This is a genomic window from Acinetobacter sp. YH12218 (genome assembly GCF_013417925.1).
Lineage (GTDB): Bacteria > Pseudomonadota > Gammaproteobacteria > Pseudomonadales > Moraxellaceae > Acinetobacter > Acinetobacter amyesii.
This window is the reverse complement of record NZ_VPDB01000009.1, coordinates 39,614-58,591: the sequence shown is the minus strand read 5'-3', so window position 1 is coordinate 58,591 and position 18,978 is coordinate 39,614. Positions and strand designations below refer to the sequence as shown.

Below are 18,978 nucleotides of genomic sequence, written 5' to 3'. Positions count from 1 at the left end.
GCCAAATAATTTTTTTAATCTTGTTCCAATTCTTTCAGAATCAGTTCACGTATTTCATCAGGAAGGCGACGGGGTTTCATCTCTGCACTGATACATGCCAATTCTACCTCACCTGATGCCAGCATAATATCACCACGATAAATATTTTGTTGCAACACAAATGACGTAGCCTTACACGAAACTACACTTGCTGTAACAGTAATCAGGTCATCCATTAATATAGGGCGTGAATATTTCACATTAATTTTATGAACGACAAAGTTGTAATCTTTTTGATGCCAATAATGGTCTACACCTGAAGCGCGTAGCCATTCTGTGCGGGTACGCTCCATAAAGCGAATATGATTTGCGTGGTAAACAATGCCACCTGCATCTGTATCTTCAATATATACACGAATGTTGAATTCGAATTTATTCGCCATGAGAGTGTTCCGTCTTTATAAAATCTGAAAAATATTGTTCTGCACTTCAGCATAGAATTAGAGCATTTAAAAATGGCGATAATTCAATGATTCGTCAAGTGCTTCAATGACGGGCAGTTTAGCACCGTGAGTCATCAGTCCAATGGCACAAGGTTTCAACTCACGTAAATCTTTAACTTTCGTAGATGTCATTACTGATTAAAAAAGAGACTGCTTTTAATTTGTTTGTTCATCTAATTTAAATTTTGCATCGACAAAATCTTGTAGATGAGCTGCTAAATATCCCGCAATATGAAAGTGAGTTTCTTCCATTTTCTTTTTCTGTTGCTTTGGGAGTAATGCTTTTAAAGATTCATACATATACGTTAAGCAGCAAAAGCCAAGGCCAATAACTAACATGAGTAAAAGTTTATTAGGTAGATCTATCCAGAAAAACACATAAACGAGTATGACTAAAGCAAAGAATGAGAAGCTGAAATACAATGTATTAATTTTTGCTGGCTTAAAGTTTTCCTTGACCAAAGCTTGTACGTCGTCGTGATAGTACATCCCAATAAAAATGAGGGCAGAAGTATAGTTGAAGCTCAGGTTTTTTATACGATATGTAGAAGGCGATTGTTTAATAGTTAAGATATTATCTTCACTTACTTCTATGGTTTCTTTGCTAAGAATGTTTTCACATTCGACAGTGATAAAATAATTGTATTCGGTGTGGAATAAGCTTTCAAAATCACTCATTTGTTTTGGGCTAAATGAACTGATAGGTTGTTCTCTGGGAATGTGTTCAATGGCACTGTCTAATGGTAGGTTTTGAATGTAGTCGCTATTAATTTTGTTAATTATTCTATTCTCAAGATTTATCATTTTAGTCTATTGTTTGTAGTGGCTTGAATTTATTTTAAAATTTAAATAAACATGCAGGGAGCATTTAACTCCCTGAAGTCGTTCAGTGAATTATCGTTTACTTATCTTTCGGCTCTGGTGGTGTCATCCCAAACTGTAAATACGCCATATTGGTGGCAATACGTCCACGCGCAGTACGCATGACATAGCCTTGCTGAATGAGGTAGGGCTCGATTACATCTTCTAGCGTCCCTGAGTCTTCTGCCATAGCAGCAGCTAGAGCTTCTACACCTGCAGGGCCACCATCAAAACGCTCTAGTAGCATTGATAAATAACGGCGGTCTAGCGTATCTAAACCATCTTTATCGACATTTAGCATGTCCAAAGCACGTTGAGCCATCTCTTGGGTTACTTCACCTGTGCCTTTGACTTGCGCATAATCACGGACCCGGCGTAATAAACGGTTTGCAATACGAGGTGTCCCACGAGCACGGCGTGCAACTTCTTGAGCACCTTCGGCGGTCATGGGCACATCCATCAAGTTGGCAGAACGAGTCACAATATGCGTTAAGTCTTTGACAGAATAGAACTCTAAACGTTGTACGATACCGAAACGGTCACGTAAAGGAGAGGTCAGTAGGCCTGCACGAGTCGTCGCTGCAACAAGAGTGAAGGGTGGTAAATCCAGTTTGATCGAACGGGCAGCAGGGCCTTCACCAATCATGATGTCGAGTTGGTAATCCTCCATCGCTGGATAGAGAATTTCCTCGATGACCGGTGAAAGACGATGGATCTCATCAATAAATAAAACATCACCTTCTTCGAGGTTGGTTAGCATTGCAGCCAAATCGCCTGCACGCTCAAGGACGGGGCCTGATGTTGATTTTAAGTTGCCGCCCATTTCACGGGCAATAATATTGGCCAGTGTGGTTTTACCTAAACCCGGTGGGCCAAAAATTAAGGTGTGATCAAGTGCTTCTTCACGGCCACGCGCAGCACCGATAAAGATTTCCATTTGTTCACGGACGACAGGCTGTCCGATGTAGTCATCAAGGGAAGTTGGGCGAATGGCGCGGTCGAAGTGGTCTTCGGGTTTTTCTGAACCACTGATAAGACGGTCTTGCATAATTATTTAACTAATCTCTATATCGTTGTGGAAGAATCACAGCCTCAAAAAGCGATTGAACTTTAAATGCCATTGTATAGGCGATTCTCACTTTTGACTGGGCAAAAGTGACAAAACCCATTTGTTAAACTGATGCTACGTCCTTGTAGCACAGTTTAACGGCGACATCCTTGTCGCCTGCGTGATTCACATACTGTCTATAACCCTAAAAGGCAAAGGATGCGGTGCTCATTAGAAACTACAAATTATTTATTCATCGACTTAAGTGCTGCACGGATAATGTCGCTGGCTTCAGTAAAGTCACCTTTGGCAGCATTCACTAATTTTTGTGCTTCAATTGGTTTGTAACCTAATGATTGTAAGGCCGCCTCAGCTTCGGCTACGGCAGAGTTGCCCGTAAATTGAATTTGTTCAACAGTTGAATTCGTTGGTGCAGTGCCTGAAGCCATGGCTTTAAAGCGATCACGTAACTCAATCATGAGGCGTTCAGCGGTCTTTTTGCCTACACCCGGAACTTTGACTAAAGTGTTTATATCTTCATGTTCAACCGTGTGAATCAGCATTTCAACACTTAATGTTGATAAAATGCCCAGTGCCATTTTAGGGCCTACGCCGTTAACTTTTAAAAGTGTGCGAAAAATCAGTTTTTCTTGAGCATTGCTAAATCCATACAGCAGTTGTGCATCTTCACGAACAGCCAGATGTGTCCACAGGGTAATTTTTTGACCTTTTTGTAGTTGGCAAAATGTTGAAAGTGGGGTGTCAATTTCATAGCCCACACCATTTACATTGAGTAATACCGTTGGTGCTTCCAATGCCAGCACTTCGCCAATTAAACATCCGATCATGTCATTTATTCACTTTATTTCAGTTTAGTCTGAGCCATTTGCTCAATTTCAATTTGTTGTGAGATTAGCGTGAAGGCCAGCGAATTACTAGCCTTCACATTTTTTCAGGTTTAAAAGAAACCAACTTTATTGCCTTGAAGTTCTTGTGCAAGGTTATAAGCCTGATGGTCTGAAAATTTAGAGATAATATCCAATACTTGCATGATGTTTTCATAATGCAACGGCCCAAAATGTGCCCCCGAACGGTGAAGAATGGACATCAGTCGTTGTTCTTTAAAACTCAAAGTTTTATTTGGCGTAGTTAGAGGAATAAAGGCATCTAAAATATTTTGTAGACTTTGATGCGCAATAATCTCTAAGCCGGCTTTTTGTGGATGTTCAAAAATTTTATCGCGGGCTAATTCTTTTGCTCGGTTAATTCCACGCTCAATATCTTCACTGCAATATTGCAATAAACTGCCTTTAAGTTGACCTGACAAAATTTCATGATGATGGCGGGCGAAGGCTGTCGTGACTTCTTCGACTAGACGTTTCATCACACGACCACGTAATGCAGCTATTTTTTGTTGCCAAGTGGTATCAGTCATCGCCAATTCGGCAGGTATGCCATAGTCACCGACCAGATCAAGGAAAATTGGCTCAACTTCGTTATAGTTCAACATGTTGAGGATAATGCCATCTTCAAGGTCAATTAAGGCATAACAAATGTCATCTGCGGCTTCAAGCAAATAGGTCAACGGATGACGACAGTAGTGATATTCGCCCAGTTGAATTAAACCGAGTTGTTCTGCAATTTGCTGCAAGATTTCTTTTTCTGCTTGATAACAACCAAACTTTGCTCGTTGGCTCGCAGGTTTATTGCCTTGCGATGCAATGGTTTTTGAAAGCCAGGGGTATTTTAAATATGCACCTAAAGTTGCATAGGTTAAACGCATACCCCCATCATTTGGATGATAATCAATTTTAGTCAGTAGGCGTAAACCTTGGGCATTGCCTTCGAACTGTCTCACGTCGGCTTCTTCTTCAGGGCTTAAGTCCTGTAAAAAATTGGTATGTGATGCATCATCAAACCATTCTCGAATGGCATATTCGCCTGCATGGCCAAAAGGCGGGTTGCCAATATCATGTGCTAAACAAGCGGCTTGAATAATCGCACCAACATCGGCAGGTGAAATCCACATCGGGAGTTCATCTTTAATTTTCTCAACCGCCAACATCCCCAATGAACGTCCAATACAAGACACTTCTAAAGAGTGCGTCAGGCGAGTATGAATGCCATCGTGTTGGGTTAATGGATGGACTTGAGTCTTGCGATTAAGCTGTCGAAAACTCTGCGAAAATATAATGCGGTCGTAGTCTTTGTGGAAAGGGCTACGTGCCTGTTCAGAGCTATGTTTATTACTACCAATACGAACTGTAGAAAGCAGTTCAAGCCAACGCATTTGAGTCATTTATCATTATTCAGTTATTTACTAAAAACTATGATGCCAAACTTGTGACTAAAGTAATAGTGGGTCGCGTCATAGCTTGACACTTTATTTAAGGGTATCGGTGGAGGTATAGAGTTATTCGTATTAAGGTAGGGTGTTTTTAAGATAAATATTATTCATTGGCCAGACTATTCGCTGATTCAAACCGATTGGGAATGTCGCCTTGAAAACCTCAAAATTCTAAAATTGATATTAATTTTCGATTAATGTTTTTTACAATTTATTTTGTGCTAAGCTGCACTGCTGTATTCAATCTTTTTGACTGAAAATAAAAACAAAATTTAAAAAATCTTGTGCCATTCTCGAACAGAAAATGCTTTTCCCATCTAGCTGATTTCGCCAATACACAGTAGAATATGCGCTCTCTTCAAGTCACATTGCGGCTTGGTTCAAAAGACCAGCCCGTGGAGCCAAAATCAGCATGTTTATCGTGGCCGGTGCACCAGCACACTCTTCTTTTAAGAAAACGCAACTATTAACACGTCTATCTTCGATTAGTTCTGTTCAGGAAATTGAAAGCCAATTGGTCTATCTATTTGACCAAGCGCTAAGCGAACAGCAACAGCAATCTGCTTTACAGCTGCTTAATGATGGTCAATCTTTTGAATTGCGCCAGCCAGCAAGTGATGAAGTCCAAATATTAGTGACGCCACGCGTTGGGACAATCTCTCCGTGGTCGTCGAAGGCAACAGACATTTTCGCCAACTGTAATACACCGGTTCATCGCCTTGAACGCGGTGTTTTGTTTACTTTGAAGGGCGTAAATGCTGTTTCTGATGAAGTAAAACTAGCATTACATGACCGCATGACCGAAAGTGTTTTCAATCAAATTGAAGAAGCGACTGCGCTGTTCTCTGAAACTGAACCAAAGCCGTTAAATGCAATTGATATTTTAGGTCAAGGCAAAGACGCTTTAGTGAAAGCAAACTCTGAATTTGGTTTTGCACTATCTGACGAAGAAATTGATTATTTAGTTGCAGCGTTTAACAAGCTTGGCCGTAACCCGCATGACATCGAATTGATGATGTTTGCTCAAGCAAACTCTGAGCACTGCCGTCATAAAATCTTTGGTTCAGAATGGACAATTGATGGCGAAGTTCAGCCATTGTCATTGTTCCAAATGATTAAAAACACTTATAAAGAATCTCCAGATGACGTTTTGTCTGCATATAAAGACAACGCATCAGTGATCGTGGGCTTTGACACTCAACGTTTCTATCCGAAAAAAGACGAAGAAACAGGTCAGCACGTTTACAAATATAAGAGCCAAGCTGCTCACATCTTAATGAAGGTGGAAACGCATAACCATCCGACAGCAATTGCGCCATTTGCGGGTGCTGCGACAGGTTCAGGCGGTGAAATCCGTGATGAAGGCGCAACTGGCCGTGGCGGTAAGCCAAAAGCAGGTTTAACAGGTTTCACTGTTTCTAACTTGAACATTCCTGGCTTTGAACAGCCTTGGGAAGAAAACTACGGCAAGCCGTCTCGTATGGCATCTCCGCTTCAAATTATGATTGAAGGCCCATTGGGTGGCGCTGCGTTTAATAACGAATTCGGTCGTCCTGCTTTAAATGGTTACTTCCGTACGTTTGAACAAAATGTAAATGGCGACGTAAAAGGCTTCCATAAGCCAATTATGATTGCCGGCGGTTACGGTAACATCCGTCCTGACCATGTAGAAAAAGATGCGATTCAACCAGGCGATTTACTGATCGTACTAGGTGGTCCTGCAATGCTGATTGGTTTAGGCGGCGGTGCAGCGTCTTCTGTAGACAGCGGTAAGTTGGGTGAAAACCTAGACTTCGCATCTGTACAGCGTGAAAACCCAGAAATGGAACGCCGTTGCCAAGAAGTGATTGATGCTTGCTGGCGCATGGAAGATCATAACCCAATCGTGTCTGTACATGACGTAGGCGCGGGCGGTATCTCAAATGCCATGCCTGAACTTGTGAACGATCACGAGTTAGGTGCGGTACTTGATCTGCGTAAAATTCCATCGCTTGAAAAAGGCATGTCTCCGATGGAGATCTGGTCGAATGAAGCGCAAGAACGTTATGTTTTGGCGATCCGTCCAAGCTCATTAGAATTATTTGAATCACTGTGTGCACGTGAACGCTGTCCATTCGCCGTACTTGGTGAAGCAACTGAAGCGCGTCAATTGACAGTGAACGATCCACTGTTTGAAAACAAAGCTGTGGATATGCCAATGCAAGTGATGCTTGGCGGTACACCACGCATGAGCCGTTCATACGAAACCATTGAACGTAAAGGCGATGACTTCACTGCTGAAACAGTAACAGATTTGAAAGATGCGATTTACCGCGTTCTTAAGAATCCAACTGTTGCATCTAAATCGTTCTTGATCACGATTGGTGACCGTTCGATTACAGGTATGGTTGCACGTGATCAGTTCGTCGGTAAGTGGCAAGTGCCTGTAGCGGATGCTGCAGTAACAACGACTAGCCTTGTTGGTTATACAGGTGAAGCGATGGCAATGGGTGAGCGTCCACCAGTTGCGTTGTTGAATCCTGCTGCTTCTGCACGTTTATCTGTAGCAGAATCAATTTCAAACATCATGTCTGCAAAAATCGACCAGATCAGCGACATTAAATTGTCTGCAAACTGGATGGCTGCTGCAGGTCAACAAGGTGAAGACCAAGCGCTATTCGAAGGTGTTAAAGCCATCGGTATGGAAATGTGTCCTGCTTTAGGTATCGCAATTCCTGTAGGTAAAGACTCATTGTCTATGCGTACAACTTGGAATGATGACGGTGTTGATAAATCTGTAACATCTCCTATGACAGGCGTCATCACAGCATTTGCACCTGTAACAGATGTTCGTAAAACATTAACACCTGAACTTAAAAATATCGAGTCTGTACTTGTACGTATCGATCTTTCTAAAGGTCAATTCCGCCTTGGCGGTTCGATCCTTGCTCAGGTTTATAAAGCAATTGGTTCTGTAACACCTGATGTAGACAGTTTTGATGACTTCAAAGCATTCTTTGCGTTGGTTCAAGATTGGAACAACCGTGGTCTAATCAAGGCTTACCATGACATCGGTGATGGCGGTCTATTGGCAACTGTTGCAGAAATGATGTTTGCTTCACGCCTAGGTGCAGCACTTGAAGATCAATCTGTTGAATCTCTATTTGCAGAAGAAATTGGTGCAGTGCTTCAAATCAGCAAAGCGGATTGGGCTGCATTAGAAGCTGAAGTTGCAGCGTCTTCATTGCGCGATGCAATTGCAGTGGTAGGTACTGTAAACGATACAGATACTTTAACTGTAAATGGTTTGAGCTTAGACCGTGCTGAATTACAGCAAGCATGGACTGAAGTGTCACATCAAATCCAACGTCTGCGTGACAACGTAGAAACTGCGGATCAAGAATATGCGTTAATCGCGGACAAATCACATGCAGGTTTAATTGCAAAACCAACATTTGATTTGAACGAGCCAATCGAAGCACCGTACATCAATGAACGCCGTCCAAACATGGTGATTCTGCGTGAACAAGGTGTAAACGGTCATGTAGAAATGGCTGCTGCATTCGATAAAGTCGGCTTCAACACTGTAGATGTACACATGAGCGACTTGCTTGCTGGCCGTATCAGTCTTGATGACTTTGAAGGTTTAGTCGCGTGTGGCGGTTTCTCTTACGGTGACGTATTGGGCGCAGGCGGCGGTTGGGCTAAATCTGTATTGTTCAATCCTAAACTTCGTGACCAATTTGAGAAATTCTTCAACCGTGATGAAACTTTCTCTCTAGGTATTTGTAACGGCTGTCAAATGTTGTCTCAGCTTGCACCATTAATTCCAGGTGCAGACGCTTGGCCTCGTTTCCACCGCAATACTTCAGAGATGTTTGAAGCTCGTGCTGTAAACGTACGCGTTGAAAAATCAAATTCTGTATTGTTAGAAGGTATGGAAGGTTCGATTCTTCCTATCGCTGTAGCACATGGTGAAGGTCGTGTGGTTACAAGCGCAGAAAACATTGCAGCATTGAATGCTGGCGATCAGGTGATCTTGCGTTATGTAGATAGTCAAGGCAACCCAACGCAGCATTACCCAATGAACCCGAATGGTTCGCCAGAAGCGATTTCAGGTGTAACGTCTAAAGACGGTCGTGCAACGATTATGATGCCGCACCCTGAACGTAACTTCCGTGCGATTCAGCATTCTTGGAAACCAGAAGATTGGGATCAAGACGGTGCTTGGTTACGTATGTTCCGTAATGCACGTAAATTTATTGGTTAATCTTAGATAGATGAATAATAGAAAAGAGCCGCCTTCGGGTGGCTTTTTTTATGTTTAAAATGTACCAAAAGATATATTAATTATTGTGAATGCTTATTTTTACACATATAATCGCTTTCGATTTTTAACCACCTGCGGGTGGTTTTTTGTTGGTTTTAAATTTTTATTTCTCCCACTGAACTTGGTTTAGATTTTGCTTTTATATTTGTGGAAACATGCTAGTGTGTAATTTATGCACAATAACTATGCAAGATTAAAGACTAGCAAGATAAAAGAAAGATGGATAAGTAAACGAGTTCAGTATCAACACTCATGATGAGGTGATGACATGATTAAAATAGTAGAATATTCGGCAGTGGATAAGTCTGCGCTGCGTAAAAAGGGTTGGAAGCTTTTTGGTGCAGTGGTGTGTTTGCAGTTGGTGTTTTTATTTTTGGGTTATGCGTTGCAGATGTAATATTTGAACAATTGAAACCGCCGTGAGGCGGTTTTTATAAGCCTTCCGCGTTAGATGGTAACAAAGCACTATATTTTTCTTTCAATTGCTTTTTAAACTTCTTATCCCAAATAATAAAATCAATACCACCATCATAAGGTGCAACAATAATTTTTTTTTCAAATGAAACGAGAAATGCATGAATTTCTTCATTTGCAATTTTTAATAATAAATCATCATGTTTTTTAGGCTCCCATATTATTTGAGTGTATAAGGGTATAAAACAGACATCATTTTCATCACCATCATCAAAGTATTCAGGATCTATCTGATGTAGATTCATAGAAGGTGATTCTATTAAATTGTAGGAAATGATTTTTCTTCTATCATACTCAGGGTGGAAATAATTTGGCTCTGGCTGAGAATAATGTGGCGTAACATAATTACCTGTCACAAGGTAAACCGAGGTATCTAAGCCTAAACAATCTGTGATGATCTGATTTTGACGATCTAATAAAAGTAGCACTTCTTCTGTTGTGTCTGCATATTGTTTAGACTCGGGCAAGCTATGCATACGAAACCAATATTCCGAAAAATAAAATTTTAATACGTAAGGAATAGGTACTTTATTTGGAAAGTGATCATTCCATTGTTGTTCAAAGGTTTTAGTCATTGTTAATCTTTATATATTCTTAATGGGTTTAATATAACTTAGCATTAGGTAAATTTTCATATATCAAATGCAATGCTCAAGCTTATCTACTTCATACCTGAATAGCATCTTGAATCTACCAAACTTGCCGTATTTGAAGCAGGTGTCAGAGGTAGGCAATTTTGAGCACTGTACGTGGTAAATTTAGAGACAATACCAACTCAACATTTAGTCCGACAGAGTCTAACGGGCGACATCCATGTCGCAGGTTCCGTGATCAAATATTAAAATTTGATTTGATGATTGACTGTTAATGATTCTATTTAAATCATTAACTGAATCTGCTTTAAGACAGCCTTCAACGTATTTTCATAATCAAAAGCAGCATTAGTACTGTCTTGGTATCGCCAAGCCACATAACCATCTGGACGGACTAATACTGCACCTGATTCATGGATTTCAGATTTCGCATTCCATGTCCCATAAACGTCACGATATTCACGTGATCCAATTTGAATCACATCTAAATAAGGTAGATTCAACGATTCAGCAGCAGATTTCCAACCTTTGCCTGAAAGACCTGTCAGTAGGGTGAAACGACCATGCCCTGTAATATCTAACGTTGATTGCTTATCGCCTTTGGCATCAATAATCCAAGTATGTGGAACTTTAGCCCCCGGACGCGTGGTTGCTTGCAAGTAAAGCTGTTGATCTTTGGCAAAGATCTCAGGTTCAGATTCAGCAATCATGGCATTGGATGTATAGCGCTGATTCAACTCTACACCTTGGGCATTAAACTCAAAGTTTTTAATTTCTAAGGCTTGATATAGCTTTTGACGAATTTCTGCAGCTTGTTCATCTTCCGCAAAAATACGTTGCATCATTTGAGCTTGAGTTGTGATGCCTTGGTCAAAGCCAAATACCTCTTTGAGATGCTTATAGTCAAAGCGAGATTGATTGGCACGCGCCACGATTTGCTTGCCGACAGGCGCACGCTCTAATGTATAAGAATCAAGTAGAGCAGGAGTAGCCCAACCTTTGATGGCATACGCCAATTTCCAACCGAGGTTAAAGGCATCTTGCATACAGGTATTTGAACCTAAGCCACTTGATGGTGGATGACGATGCACCGCATCACCGCCGCAGAATACACGACCTTTTGAATATTCGGTTGCCCATGTTTGGTTCACATACCAATAAGACAATTTTTGAATTTCGACATTTTCTACTTCAGCACCGACAAAGGCATTTAAACGACCACGCACTTGCTCTTCGGTGACTTGTGGTTCACCTTTGGAAATATCAAAGCCCCAACCCATAATCCATTCATTCCACGGTGTAATGGCACGGAGTAAGCCCATGCCCAGATCACCAAAGCTGGCTTCAGGATTGACAATCCATTGCAAAATGGCAGGGCGGTGTTGCACATATTTGGAAAGATCAGCTTTAAACGTGACATAGACTGTACCTGCGCGAGACATCACCCCTTCCATGGGTAAATCAAGCTCTTCAAGCACTTTAGAGCGAGCACCATCCATACCAATTAAATATTTGGCACGTAAGCTAAATTCAGTTTGGGTAATGCGATTAAGGAATGTTGCTGTTACGCCATGTTCATCTTGTATATGGGACAAATATTCAGTATTAAAATTATAAATTGCACCACGCTCGGCTGCATTTTTTACCAACAAAGCTTCCATTTTCGGTTGAATAAGATCGACTAATGGACAGGGGCTACCTTTAATATAATCGCCATGACGTTCATCGCCCGTGCCCCAAGCACTCATACGGGCAATTTCTTCACCGACAAGACTTGTGGTAATGAGGCTTTCACCCATCTGCTCCCAAGGAGTTGCAATTTCTTTGACCTGTTCTTCGATACCTAAGTCACGCAACACTTCCATCGCACGTTGGTTGGTAATATGGGCACGCGGACTATTAGCTAACCAATTAAATTGGGTAAAAAGCTGAACCTGTATGCCGTAATTTGCCAAGGCCAAACCTAAAGTAGAACCTGCAGGCCCTGTGCCAATAATCAGAACATCGGTATCGAATTGCTGTGTCATACAAAACTCCATGTGTATGTGAAGCGCAAACTTGGAATAGTCCGCAGTCTAGGCAAATGGTTTTCCGAGTAGAATGGATATTCATATAAACTATAGATCTATTGGTATTTTGACTGCATGACACAGGTGATGTAGTGAGTGTGTGGAGTGAAGTGAATGGAATTACGACATTTACGTTATTTTGTGACGGTGGCGAAAGAACAGAGTTTCACTAAGGCAGCGGAAAAACTATTTACAGCACAACCATCGCTCAGTCAGCAAATTAAAGACTTAGAGCAAGAAGTTGGGGTGCAATTATTTGAACGTTCTGCTCGCAAAGTCTTACTGACCGATGAAGGGCAGGCTTTTCTGAAATATGAAGAGCAAGCACTAGAAAATGCCAAACAAGCTGTAGCCGCAGCTCGCCACGTGGCGCAAGCCAAAAATAATCAAATACATATTGGCTTTTTAAATGTCGCAGAATTGAAAATTATGCCGAGTATTTTGGCGCAATTAAAACAGCATATTCCTGATTTGAAAATTCATTTACATAGCTTGACGTGTACAGAGCAAATCCAAAAACTCAAAAATACCGAATTGGATATTAGCTTTACTCGTTATCACTTAAGTCATGACGACTTTACCAATATTCAGGTTTTAAGTGAGCAGATCTATCTAGTCGGTGCAGCGCATCTGCATCCATCAGATCGCATCTTAAAACTTCAAGAGTTAAAAAATCACACCATTATTATGTGTGAACAAAATGCTTCTCCTGTTTTTTACGATACCTTAAATGCCTTGATTCCTTTTGATCAGCATCAACATGATCATATGCTGTGGGTGACCAATGTCATGCAGCATTTAAATTTGATTAATATGGGCATGGGCCTGAATTTTGTGCCCGAATATTTACTCAAATTTTTAAATGATTCGGTCAAAGTCATTCAAACAGATGTGGAATTACCGAAACTAGGTTTATATGCAACCTATCCGCATGCATCGAATAATGTGGCATTGAACATGATTTGCAGTGCTTTAAATGATGTAGCTGCTCAATAGCGTCTAGAATAGCCAATGTTAAAACTGATTTATTATGTACCTGAGTCTCACTTAGAATCGACTAAACTGGCCGTATTTGAAGCAGGAGCAGGTGGTATAGGAAACTATGAACACTGCGCGTGGCAAGTACTTGGAACAGGGCAGTTTAAACCTGTAAAAGGTGCAAATCCATTTATTGGTGAGTTGGATATGTTGGAGCAAATTCCTGAATGGCGCGTGGAAACCATCGTGCCTGAAGAAAAGGCAAGTGCGGTAGCGAGGGCTTTAAAAGCAAGTCATCCTTATGAAGAGCCGGCATTTGAGTTTATTCAAATGGTGGATATTCAATTTTAATGATGCTTTTAAATTTTTAAGTTATAGAAAAAAGTAGATACACGAAGGGTGACATGAATGTCACCCGTTAGACAGAGATTCAAGGATGAATCTTCTGTCTAACAAGGGATTTTGGTTACTTTGATCCTTCAAAGTAACGTAATACCTACGCGTTATACACTAAAGTCACGTAGCTAATTGAGGTTGTGAGTATTCAATTGAAAGCAAGTTAAACCTTCTGAATAAATAAATCACGATCAAAACGATACTGCGGGAAGAACACACCATCTTTAGCACGTTCACCTGCACCAATCACCATCACTGGGTATTGCTGAGCATTTAATCCTAAAATCTTCTTCACCAAAGGTTCATCAAAACCTTCCATCATACAACTGTCAAAACCATAGGCACGTAATGCCAAAACTAAGTTTTCACAAGCCAATGCTGTAGTTTTGCTCGCCCAAAGTTTCGCATCTGCTTCATTAAATGCTGTTACAGGCAATTGTTTATCCAGTGTACGTGCAACTTTGAAAGCTACTTTCTTAAAGTTACCTAGTGCGTTGAAGTAACCTGTTTTATAGTTATAGGGAATAAACTTGTAATACTTTTGCACAGCTGCAGGTGCTTCAGGAAATGGAAATTCCGAAATATTACGTTTAGCCATTTCATCTACACGGTCGGTACGCGCGACACAGACAATCAATTCAGCAGCAGTTTTTGCCGCAAGTTGCCCTAAGCAAGCTTTCACCAACTGTTTTTTCTTTGCAGGGTTCTGAACGACATAGAATGTCCAAGGCTGTAAATTTGATGAATTTGGCGCAAGCAGGGCAAGGTCTAAGCATTCATCTAAAACATCGTTTGGAATGGCCTTGTCGGTAAACTTACGTACAGAACGACGGCTTTGTACAACTTTTTTAAAATTTTCGATATCGATGCCTTCAGGTGCAGGTTCGTAGTAGCGTTTCTTTTCAGGTTTATTTTCAGTTTGTGATGCTGCAGTCATGTGGAAACATCCAGTTTTTAATTTAGAAAATAGATTGGGGCTGAGATGAAAAAAACCACCCAAATATGAGTGGTTTTTAAGTTCCATTACAAATTAATTGAACTGAGAGAAGTCAGGTTTGCGTTTTTGCATAAAGGCTGCAACAGCTTCCATCATTTCTGGAGAACCTACTCGATCCATGAAAATCTCAGCTTCATGGTCAATCCATGCCACGATTTCATCTACATTATGTTTCATTAATGCTTTTGATTGAACCAAAGAAGCTAGTGGTAGTGCAGATAACTGTGCTGCTTTTTTCGCAGCCGTCGCATAAGCATCTTCTTCAATACTATTGACCAAATTTGCTGAAAGCGCTGTCGCACTATCAAACTTTTGAGCAGTTAACAGTAATTCAGCAGCTTTATGGTAGCCGGCTTGTTGAACCAATAGCTTGCTCGATGCACCTTCAGGTGATAAACCAAGGCTCACAAACGGAATTTGGAATAGGGCGGTATTGTCGCTGTAGACTAGATCGCAATGAAGCAGAATCGTAACACCAATCCCAATGGCAACACCGCGAACCGCAGCAATCAGCGGCTTAGAAAATTGAGCAGCAGATTTTAATAAAATGAACGGTGCGCCTTCTGAAGCTGGAGCTTGTCCTTTTTGAGCAGCAGATTTCATAAAATCTTGCATGTCATTGCCCGCACTGAAGTCCGCATCTTGACCACGGAGTACAATTACACGCACTGAAGTATCCTGATCAGCTTCATCTAATGCTTTTGCAATCCACAGATATAATTCTGTATACAGCGCGTTCTTCGCCTGAGGTCGGTTGATGGCTAAGGTCAGTACGCCATTGTCCAAATTCGCATTCAAATGTTCATGGGGTTGTTGAATACAGCTCAGTGTCATCGTACTATCCTTGCGTAAAAGTTTCGTTTTGATTTTATGCTCAACATTATGTCGCATATTTCAGCCTGTGGCACAACTGCTCAGTTCATAAAAAGTTTGATTTGATATGAAATATACATTTGATTATTTGGTTTTCATTGGGCGTTTTCAGCCGTTCCATTTAGCGCATTTGCAAACCATTAAAATTGCCTTACAACAAAGTCAATATGTGCTTTTAGCACTGGGTTCGGCGCAAAATGAACGTAATATCAAAAATCCATTTTTAGCGTCAGAACGTGAGCAGATGATCCTGTCGAATTTTTCAGAGCAAGATCAGAAGCGAATCAAGTTTGTACATGTGATTGATGTATATAACGATGAAAAATGGCAAAAGTTAGTCAAATCTTTGGTGAATGACGTGGTTGAAACGAATGCAAAAGTCGGTTTGATCGGGCATTTTAAAGATGATTCTTCTTATTATTTAAAATTCTTCCCCGAATGGGAAATGGTTGAGTTGGATAGTCTAGAAGGAGCCATTTCAGCGACACCGGTACGTGAAGCGTATTATCGTGGTGAAATTCAGCATGATGCTTTTCCTCAAGGTACCGTCGATTTTTTGAAAAAATTTCAACAGACAGACATTTATAAACAACTTCAACACAAATTTATGACTCAGGATAAAACAAATCTGCTATAAAAAAACGCTAAAATTTCTAGCACTACAATGGAGCAAAAAAATAAACATTGTAGTGATTTTAGGCTGTGTTTTATTCAGGAGAAAAACATGAATTTGCGTCACGGAACCTTAGCAAAATATATGGGAGCCTTCGCTTTATGCTGCGTATTGCCCCTACATGCTGCTGAGTGGACGCTAACGCCTAATAGTCAGGTCACATTTGGCATTAAATCTGTGGGGCTATCTATTGTTGAAGGGCGCTTTAATAAGGTTCAATCGAACCTAAAATTTGATCCTGAAATTCCGCATAAAGGTTCAGCGCATTTACTGTTAGATGTAGATAGCATCAGTTTTAGTAATCCAAGCTTAAAGGGATTAATCTTGGGCAGTGAATATTTTGATGCCGCTGAATTTAAGCAAGTGAAGTTCGTCAGTAAACAAATCGAACCCGTGGCTTATGCGAAATATATGATTCGAGGGGATCTCACCATTCGTGGCATCACTAAGCCTGTGATCTTCGATACCACACTCACCCCAAGCCCGCAAAATCCAAAAGTGTTGGATGTTCAATCTTTAGCAACCATTAAGCGTAGTGATTTTGGTATGCGTAAAGCACTCGGTGGAGTAGGTGAGCAAGTATTGATACAGCTCAAAGGCCAATGGCGGCTTGAATAACCCTATTTTGCTGGCTTCAACACATATGATCTTTGGCGTGTTGTAGCATAAAAGCAGTTATTTTCTGTAATTGAATTGATTGTTGGTTCCAATGATGCCAATACAAGGCTAAATCAATACTGAGTTCTGTTGAAAGCTCTATCAATTTTCCCGCTGCTAATAAGTCTTTGCTTTGATAGTCGGGTAACCATCCGTAGCCCAAGCCCATCGTAATGGCATCAAAAAATGCCGTTGAAGAGGGAATGAAATGATGCGGATATTGTGAAGGATTGAGTCCGAAATTTTTCTGAATCGATTGCGTATGCAGGTCATCCTTCTCATTAAAAATCAGTGCAGGCGCAGCCCTTAACGCATTTCGCGTCACACCTTGACCGAACCATCTTTGGATAAAATCAGGGGTTGCTACAAAGCGATAATGCATTTCTCCCAGATATTCTGCGACGCAGCCTTTCATGGCTTCTGATTCTGTTGTGACACAGGCATTGACCAGTCCTGCTTCTAATAAATGATGCGTTTGTGACTGATCATCGACCTGAAAATGAATCACGATTTTTTCTTCAATTAAGAGATCTTTGAGTAGCGGAAGCAACCATGTCGCAAGTGAGTCAGCATTGGTTGCAATATTGACTTGATAAAACGCATTCGCGGTTTGTCCTGTTAGATTTTGCAGAAAATTATGTTCTAGTAATTTGCTGTGTTGTAAATAATGCAATAAAGATTGGCCCGCAAGTGTTGGGCGGCACGGACGTTCACGCACAATGAGTACATGACCTAATTTCTTTTCTAAAGTTTGCAGCCTGAGCGTGACCGCAGATGCCGTAATGTTTAAACGTAGTGCAGCTTGTTCAAAGCTTCCCGTTTCAGCAACCGCAAGAAATGCTTCACTATGTTTGCTTTGTAGCATGAGTCACCTATGAGCATTAGAGATTCTGCAAACTAAGAAAAACTTAGTTATAGTGATATTTATTTATAAATACTTATTTTAAACAATAAGCTTGGATAATAGCTACATTCATTTAAAGCTTTGAAAGTGTAGTTAAAAATGTTGCACAGTTATATGCAAGGGCTCGCAATTGGATTTAGTCTAATTATCGCGATTGGTGCGCAAAATGCGTTTATTCTCAAGCAGGGGTTAAAAAAGCAGTATATCTTTTGGCTTTGTGCTATTTGCGCAGCTTCTGATTCGATACTCATCTTACTAGGTGTGCTCGGATTCTCTCAATTGGTTGAAAGTCATCCGGAAATTGTGAGTGGAGCGAAATATTTGGGCGCAACGTTTTTAGCAGTTTATGGAGCACAGCATTTTCTGCAAGCCTTTAAAACTTCGAGCAGTTTAGCGCCCAGTGAGAAGAATGAAACAAAATTATTGAAGTTGGTACTGATCTGCTTGGCTTTAACGTGGTTGAATCCACATGTGTATCTCGATACGGTTGTGCTGATTGGATCTATTTCCACGAAGTTTGACTCGACCGCAGTCTATTTTGCGACTGGAGCAATCACAGCCTCATGGGTATTTTTCTTTGTCCTCGGATTTGGTGCGCGCTATTTATTACCGCTCTTCCAAAGTGCAAAGGCATGGAAAGTTTTAGATTTTATTATTGGCGTTGTGATGTGGGGAATTGCAGCCTCATTATTGCTCTAGTTAGAAGCTTCTTATTAAGTTTGAGCCCATTCCTAAAGGAGCGGGCTCAAATCATTACTTTTATGCTGCTTGTAATGCTTTTAAATCTTCTAGGACTTGTTCTGCATGGCCTGCGGCTTTGACTTTACGATATTCTTTCACCAGCTTGCCATGATGGAAAATAAAGGTTGAGCGTTCGATGCCCATAACCTTTTTGCCATACATATTTTTTTCTTTAATCACATCGAAATGCTGACATAGCACTTCTTCTTTATCACTGATTAAATCAATGCTTAGATTTTGCTTTTCAGTGAAGTTTTGATGGGCTTTAACCGAGTCGCGAGAAATGCCGTAGATTGGTGTATTAAGCGCATCAAACTGATCTTTTAAGCATGAAAACCCAATGGCTTGCGTCGTACATCCTGGTGTTGAATCTTTAGGGTAGAAGTAGATGATCAGCCAGTCATTGTTTAGTTCTGCAAGGTTGACTTCACCTGAGGTGGTTGGGAAGGTTTGATTTGGTAAGCTAATTTCAGTCATGAAGATTTCCTTTTTCATGTCTTATCCCTAAATGGGCTTAAACAAAGTATGTGAAATATGACCATCATACAGAATTTACTTTGAACTTAAAGCAATAAA

19 protein-coding genes are annotated in these 18,978 nt (G+C 40.7%); 7 read left to right on the top strand and 12 right to left on the bottom strand.

The genetic code is table 11. From position 1 onward, the window contains the following. Positions 1 to 14: 14 nt before the first annotated feature. From ybgC to FTV03_RS04390, 6 genes are all read right to left on the bottom strand, one after another. The gene (gene ybgC / locus FTV03_RS04410; RefSeq protein WP_078190367.1) at positions 15 to 422 is read right to left on the bottom strand and encodes a tol-pal system-associated acyl-CoA thioesterase; all 408 of its coding nucleotides are present in this window, start codon (positions 420 to 422) and stop codon (positions 15 to 17) included. Between the two features lie 66 nt (positions 423 to 488). Beyond that, positions 489 to 614 carry a hypothetical protein gene (locus FTV03_RS17900; RefSeq protein ID WP_257220673.1) on the bottom strand — a complete coding sequence of 42 codons (126 nt, stop codon included), beginning with the start codon at positions 612 to 614 and terminating at the stop codon, positions 489 to 491. Between the two features lie 24 nt (positions 615 to 638). Next, entirely contained in the window at positions 639 to 1,286 is a 648-nt protein-coding gene (locus FTV03_RS04405) for a hypothetical protein (protein ID WP_180040166.1), read from the bottom strand. Between the two features lie 97 nt (positions 1,287 to 1,383). Further along, complete coding sequence (ruvB, locus tag FTV03_RS04400; protein WP_168378058.1) at positions 1,384 to 2,391, bottom strand: Holliday junction branch migration DNA helicase RuvB; 1,008 nt, start codon at positions 2,389 to 2,391, stop codon at positions 1,384 to 1,386. A 245-nt stretch (positions 2,392 to 2,636) separates the two neighbouring features. Further along, positions 2,637 to 3,239 (bottom strand): Holliday junction branch migration protein RuvA, encoded by a 603-nt coding sequence (ruvA, locus tag FTV03_RS04395; RefSeq protein WP_180040164.1) that lies wholly within the window; start codon positions 3,237 to 3,239, stop codon positions 2,637 to 2,639. A gap of 110 nt (positions 3,240 to 3,349) precedes the next feature. Further along, the gene (locus tag FTV03_RS04390; RefSeq protein ID WP_180040162.1) at positions 3,350 to 4,690 is read right to left on the bottom strand and encodes a deoxyguanosinetriphosphate triphosphohydrolase; all 1,341 of its coding nucleotides are present in this window, start codon (positions 4,688 to 4,690) and stop codon (positions 3,350 to 3,352) included. A gap of 460 nt (positions 4,691 to 5,150) precedes the next feature. On the opposite strand from FTV03_RS04390, the gene purL reads away from it, so the two are divergent. Both purL and FTV03_RS17895 read left to right on the top strand, forming a co-directional pair. Then, the gene (purL, locus tag FTV03_RS04385; protein ID WP_180040160.1) at positions 5,151 to 8,987 is read left to right on the top strand and encodes a phosphoribosylformylglycinamidine synthase; all 3,837 of its coding nucleotides are present in this window, start codon (positions 5,151 to 5,153) and stop codon (positions 8,985 to 8,987) included. A 328-nt stretch (positions 8,988 to 9,315) separates the two neighbouring features. After that, a complete protein-coding gene (locus FTV03_RS17895; protein WP_257220672.1) occupies positions 9,316 to 9,444 on the top strand; it encodes a KGW motif small protein in 129 nt (42 codons plus the stop codon). Between the two features lie 34 nt (positions 9,445 to 9,478). On the opposite strand, the gene FTV03_RS04380 is transcribed toward FTV03_RS17895, so the two are convergent. Together FTV03_RS04380 and FTV03_RS04375 are read right to left on the bottom strand one after the other, a co-directional pair. Next, positions 9,479 to 10,096, bottom strand: coding sequence for a hypothetical protein (locus FTV03_RS04380; RefSeq protein ID WP_180040158.1), 618 nt, complete (start codon positions 10,094 to 10,096; stop codon positions 9,479 to 9,481). A gap of 302 nt (positions 10,097 to 10,398) precedes the next feature. Further along, a complete protein-coding gene (locus FTV03_RS04375) occupies positions 10,399 to 12,141 on the bottom strand; it encodes an FAD-dependent monooxygenase (RefSeq protein WP_180040156.1) in 1,743 nt (580 codons plus the stop codon). A 156-nt stretch (positions 12,142 to 12,297) separates the two neighbouring features. Here FTV03_RS04375 and FTV03_RS04370 point away from each other — a divergent pair, with 156 nt between their 5' ends. After that, positions 12,298 to 13,179 (top strand): LysR family transcriptional regulator, encoded by an 882-nt coding sequence (locus tag FTV03_RS04370; RefSeq protein WP_180040154.1) that lies wholly within the window; start codon positions 12,298 to 12,300, stop codon positions 13,177 to 13,179. A gap of 15 nt (positions 13,180 to 13,194) precedes the next feature. After that, positions 13,195 to 13,512: a YqfO family protein gene (locus FTV03_RS04365; RefSeq protein WP_180040152.1), complete on the top strand. Its 318-nt coding sequence runs from the start codon at positions 13,195 to 13,197 to the stop codon at positions 13,510 to 13,512. Between the two features lie 208 nt (positions 13,513 to 13,720). On the opposite strand, the gene FTV03_RS04360 is transcribed toward FTV03_RS04365, so the two are convergent. Beyond that, positions 13,721 to 14,494 carry a nitroreductase family protein gene (locus FTV03_RS04360; RefSeq protein WP_180040150.1) on the bottom strand — a complete coding sequence of 258 codons (774 nt, stop codon included), beginning with the start codon at positions 14,492 to 14,494 and terminating at the stop codon, positions 13,721 to 13,723. 93 nt (positions 14,495 to 14,587) lie between these two features. Further along, on the bottom strand, positions 14,588 to 15,388 hold the full coding sequence (locus tag FTV03_RS04355) for an enoyl-CoA hydratase-related protein (protein WP_078190356.1): 801 nt from the start codon (positions 15,386 to 15,388) through the stop codon (positions 14,588 to 14,590). Between the two features lie 106 nt (positions 15,389 to 15,494). Between FTV03_RS04355 and FTV03_RS04350 the strand changes: the two genes are divergently transcribed. Both FTV03_RS04350 and FTV03_RS04345 read left to right on the top strand, forming a co-directional pair. Continuing rightward, complete coding sequence (locus FTV03_RS04350; RefSeq protein WP_180040148.1) at positions 15,495 to 16,064, top strand: nicotinate-nicotinamide nucleotide adenylyltransferase; 570 nt, start codon at positions 15,495 to 15,497, stop codon at positions 16,062 to 16,064. Positions 16,065 to 16,151: 87 nt separating this feature from the next. After that, entirely contained in the window at positions 16,152 to 16,718 is a 567-nt protein-coding gene (locus FTV03_RS04345; protein WP_171262626.1) for a YceI family protein, read from the top strand. Between the two features lie 16 nt (positions 16,719 to 16,734). Here FTV03_RS04345 and FTV03_RS04340 read toward each other — a convergent pair whose 3' ends face one another. Beyond that, positions 16,735 to 17,622 (bottom strand): LysR family transcriptional regulator ArgP, encoded by an 888-nt coding sequence (locus FTV03_RS04340; RefSeq protein ID WP_180040146.1) that lies wholly within the window; start codon positions 17,620 to 17,622, stop codon positions 16,735 to 16,737. 138 nt (positions 17,623 to 17,760) lie between these two features. Here FTV03_RS04340 and FTV03_RS04335 point away from each other — a divergent pair, with 138 nt between their 5' ends. After that, positions 17,761 to 18,360: a LysE/ArgO family amino acid transporter gene (locus FTV03_RS04335; protein WP_180040144.1), complete on the top strand. Its 600-nt coding sequence runs from the start codon at positions 17,761 to 17,763 to the stop codon at positions 18,358 to 18,360. Between the two features lie 60 nt (positions 18,361 to 18,420). Here the strand turns inward: FTV03_RS04335 and FTV03_RS04330 are convergent, their stop codons facing one another. Then, positions 18,421 to 18,879 carry a peroxiredoxin gene (locus FTV03_RS04330; RefSeq protein ID WP_180003271.1) on the bottom strand — a complete coding sequence of 153 codons (459 nt, stop codon included), beginning with the start codon at positions 18,877 to 18,879 and terminating at the stop codon, positions 18,421 to 18,423. Positions 18,880 to 18,978: the final 99 nt, after the last annotated feature.

Bases quoted from the DNA above. Each gene is read 5' to 3' on its own strand.
- ruvB (WP_168378058.1), bottom strand. From the start codon at position 2,391: ATGCAAGACCGTCTTATCAGTGGTTCAGAAAAACCCGAAGACCACTTC.
- ybgC (WP_078190367.1), bottom strand. From the start codon at position 422: ATGGCGAATAAATTCGAATTCAACATTCGTGTATATATTGAAGATACA.
- FTV03_RS04370 (WP_180040154.1), top strand. From the start codon at position 12,298: ATGGAATTACGACATTTACGTTATTTTGTGACGGTGGCGAAAGAACAG.
- FTV03_RS17900 (WP_257220673.1), bottom strand. From the start codon at position 614: ATGACATCTACGAAAGTTAAAGATTTACGTGAGTTGAAACCTTGTGCC.
- FTV03_RS04380 (WP_180040158.1), bottom strand. From the start codon at position 10,096: ATGACTAAAACCTTTGAACAACAATGGAATGATCACTTTCCAAATAAA.
- FTV03_RS04360 (WP_180040150.1), bottom strand. From the start codon at position 14,494: ATGACTGCAGCATCACAAACTGAAAATAAACCTGAAAAGAAACGCTAC.
- FTV03_RS04340 (WP_180040146.1), bottom strand. From the start codon at position 17,622: ATGCTACAAAGCAAACATAGTGAAGCATTTCTTGCGGTTGCTGAAACG.
- FTV03_RS04350 (WP_180040148.1), top strand. From the start codon at position 15,495: ATGAAATATACATTTGATTATTTGGTTTTCATTGGGCGTTTTCAGCCG.
- FTV03_RS04335 (WP_180040144.1), top strand. From the start codon at position 17,761: ATGTTGCACAGTTATATGCAAGGGCTCGCAATTGGATTTAGTCTAATT.
- ruvA (WP_180040164.1), bottom strand. From the start codon at position 3,239: ATGATCGGATGTTTAATTGGCGAAGTGCTGGCATTGGAAGCACCAACG.
- FTV03_RS04405 (WP_180040166.1), bottom strand. From the start codon at position 1,286: ATGATAAATCTTGAGAATAGAATAATTAACAAAATTAATAGCGACTAC.
- FTV03_RS04375 (WP_180040156.1), bottom strand. From the start codon at position 12,141: ATGACACAGCAATTCGATACCGATGTTCTGATTATTGGCACAGGGCCT.
- FTV03_RS04355 (WP_078190356.1), bottom strand. From the start codon at position 15,388: ATGACACTGAGCTGTATTCAACAACCCCATGAACATTTGAATGCGAAT.
- FTV03_RS17895 (WP_257220672.1), top strand. From the start codon at position 9,316: ATGATTAAAATAGTAGAATATTCGGCAGTGGATAAGTCTGCGCTGCGT.
- FTV03_RS04390 (WP_180040162.1), bottom strand. From the start codon at position 4,690: ATGACTCAAATGCGTTGGCTTGAACTGCTTTCTACAGTTCGTATTGGT.
- FTV03_RS04365 (WP_180040152.1), top strand. From the start codon at position 13,195: ATGTTAAAACTGATTTATTATGTACCTGAGTCTCACTTAGAATCGACT.
- FTV03_RS04345 (WP_171262626.1), top strand. From the start codon at position 16,152: ATGAATTTGCGTCACGGAACCTTAGCAAAATATATGGGAGCCTTCGCT.
- FTV03_RS04330 (WP_180003271.1), bottom strand. From the start codon at position 18,879: ATGACTGAAATTAGCTTACCAAATCAAACCTTCCCAACCACCTCAGGT.
- purL (WP_180040160.1), top strand. From the start codon at position 5,151: ATGTTTATCGTGGCCGGTGCACCAGCACACTCTTCTTTTAAGAAAACG.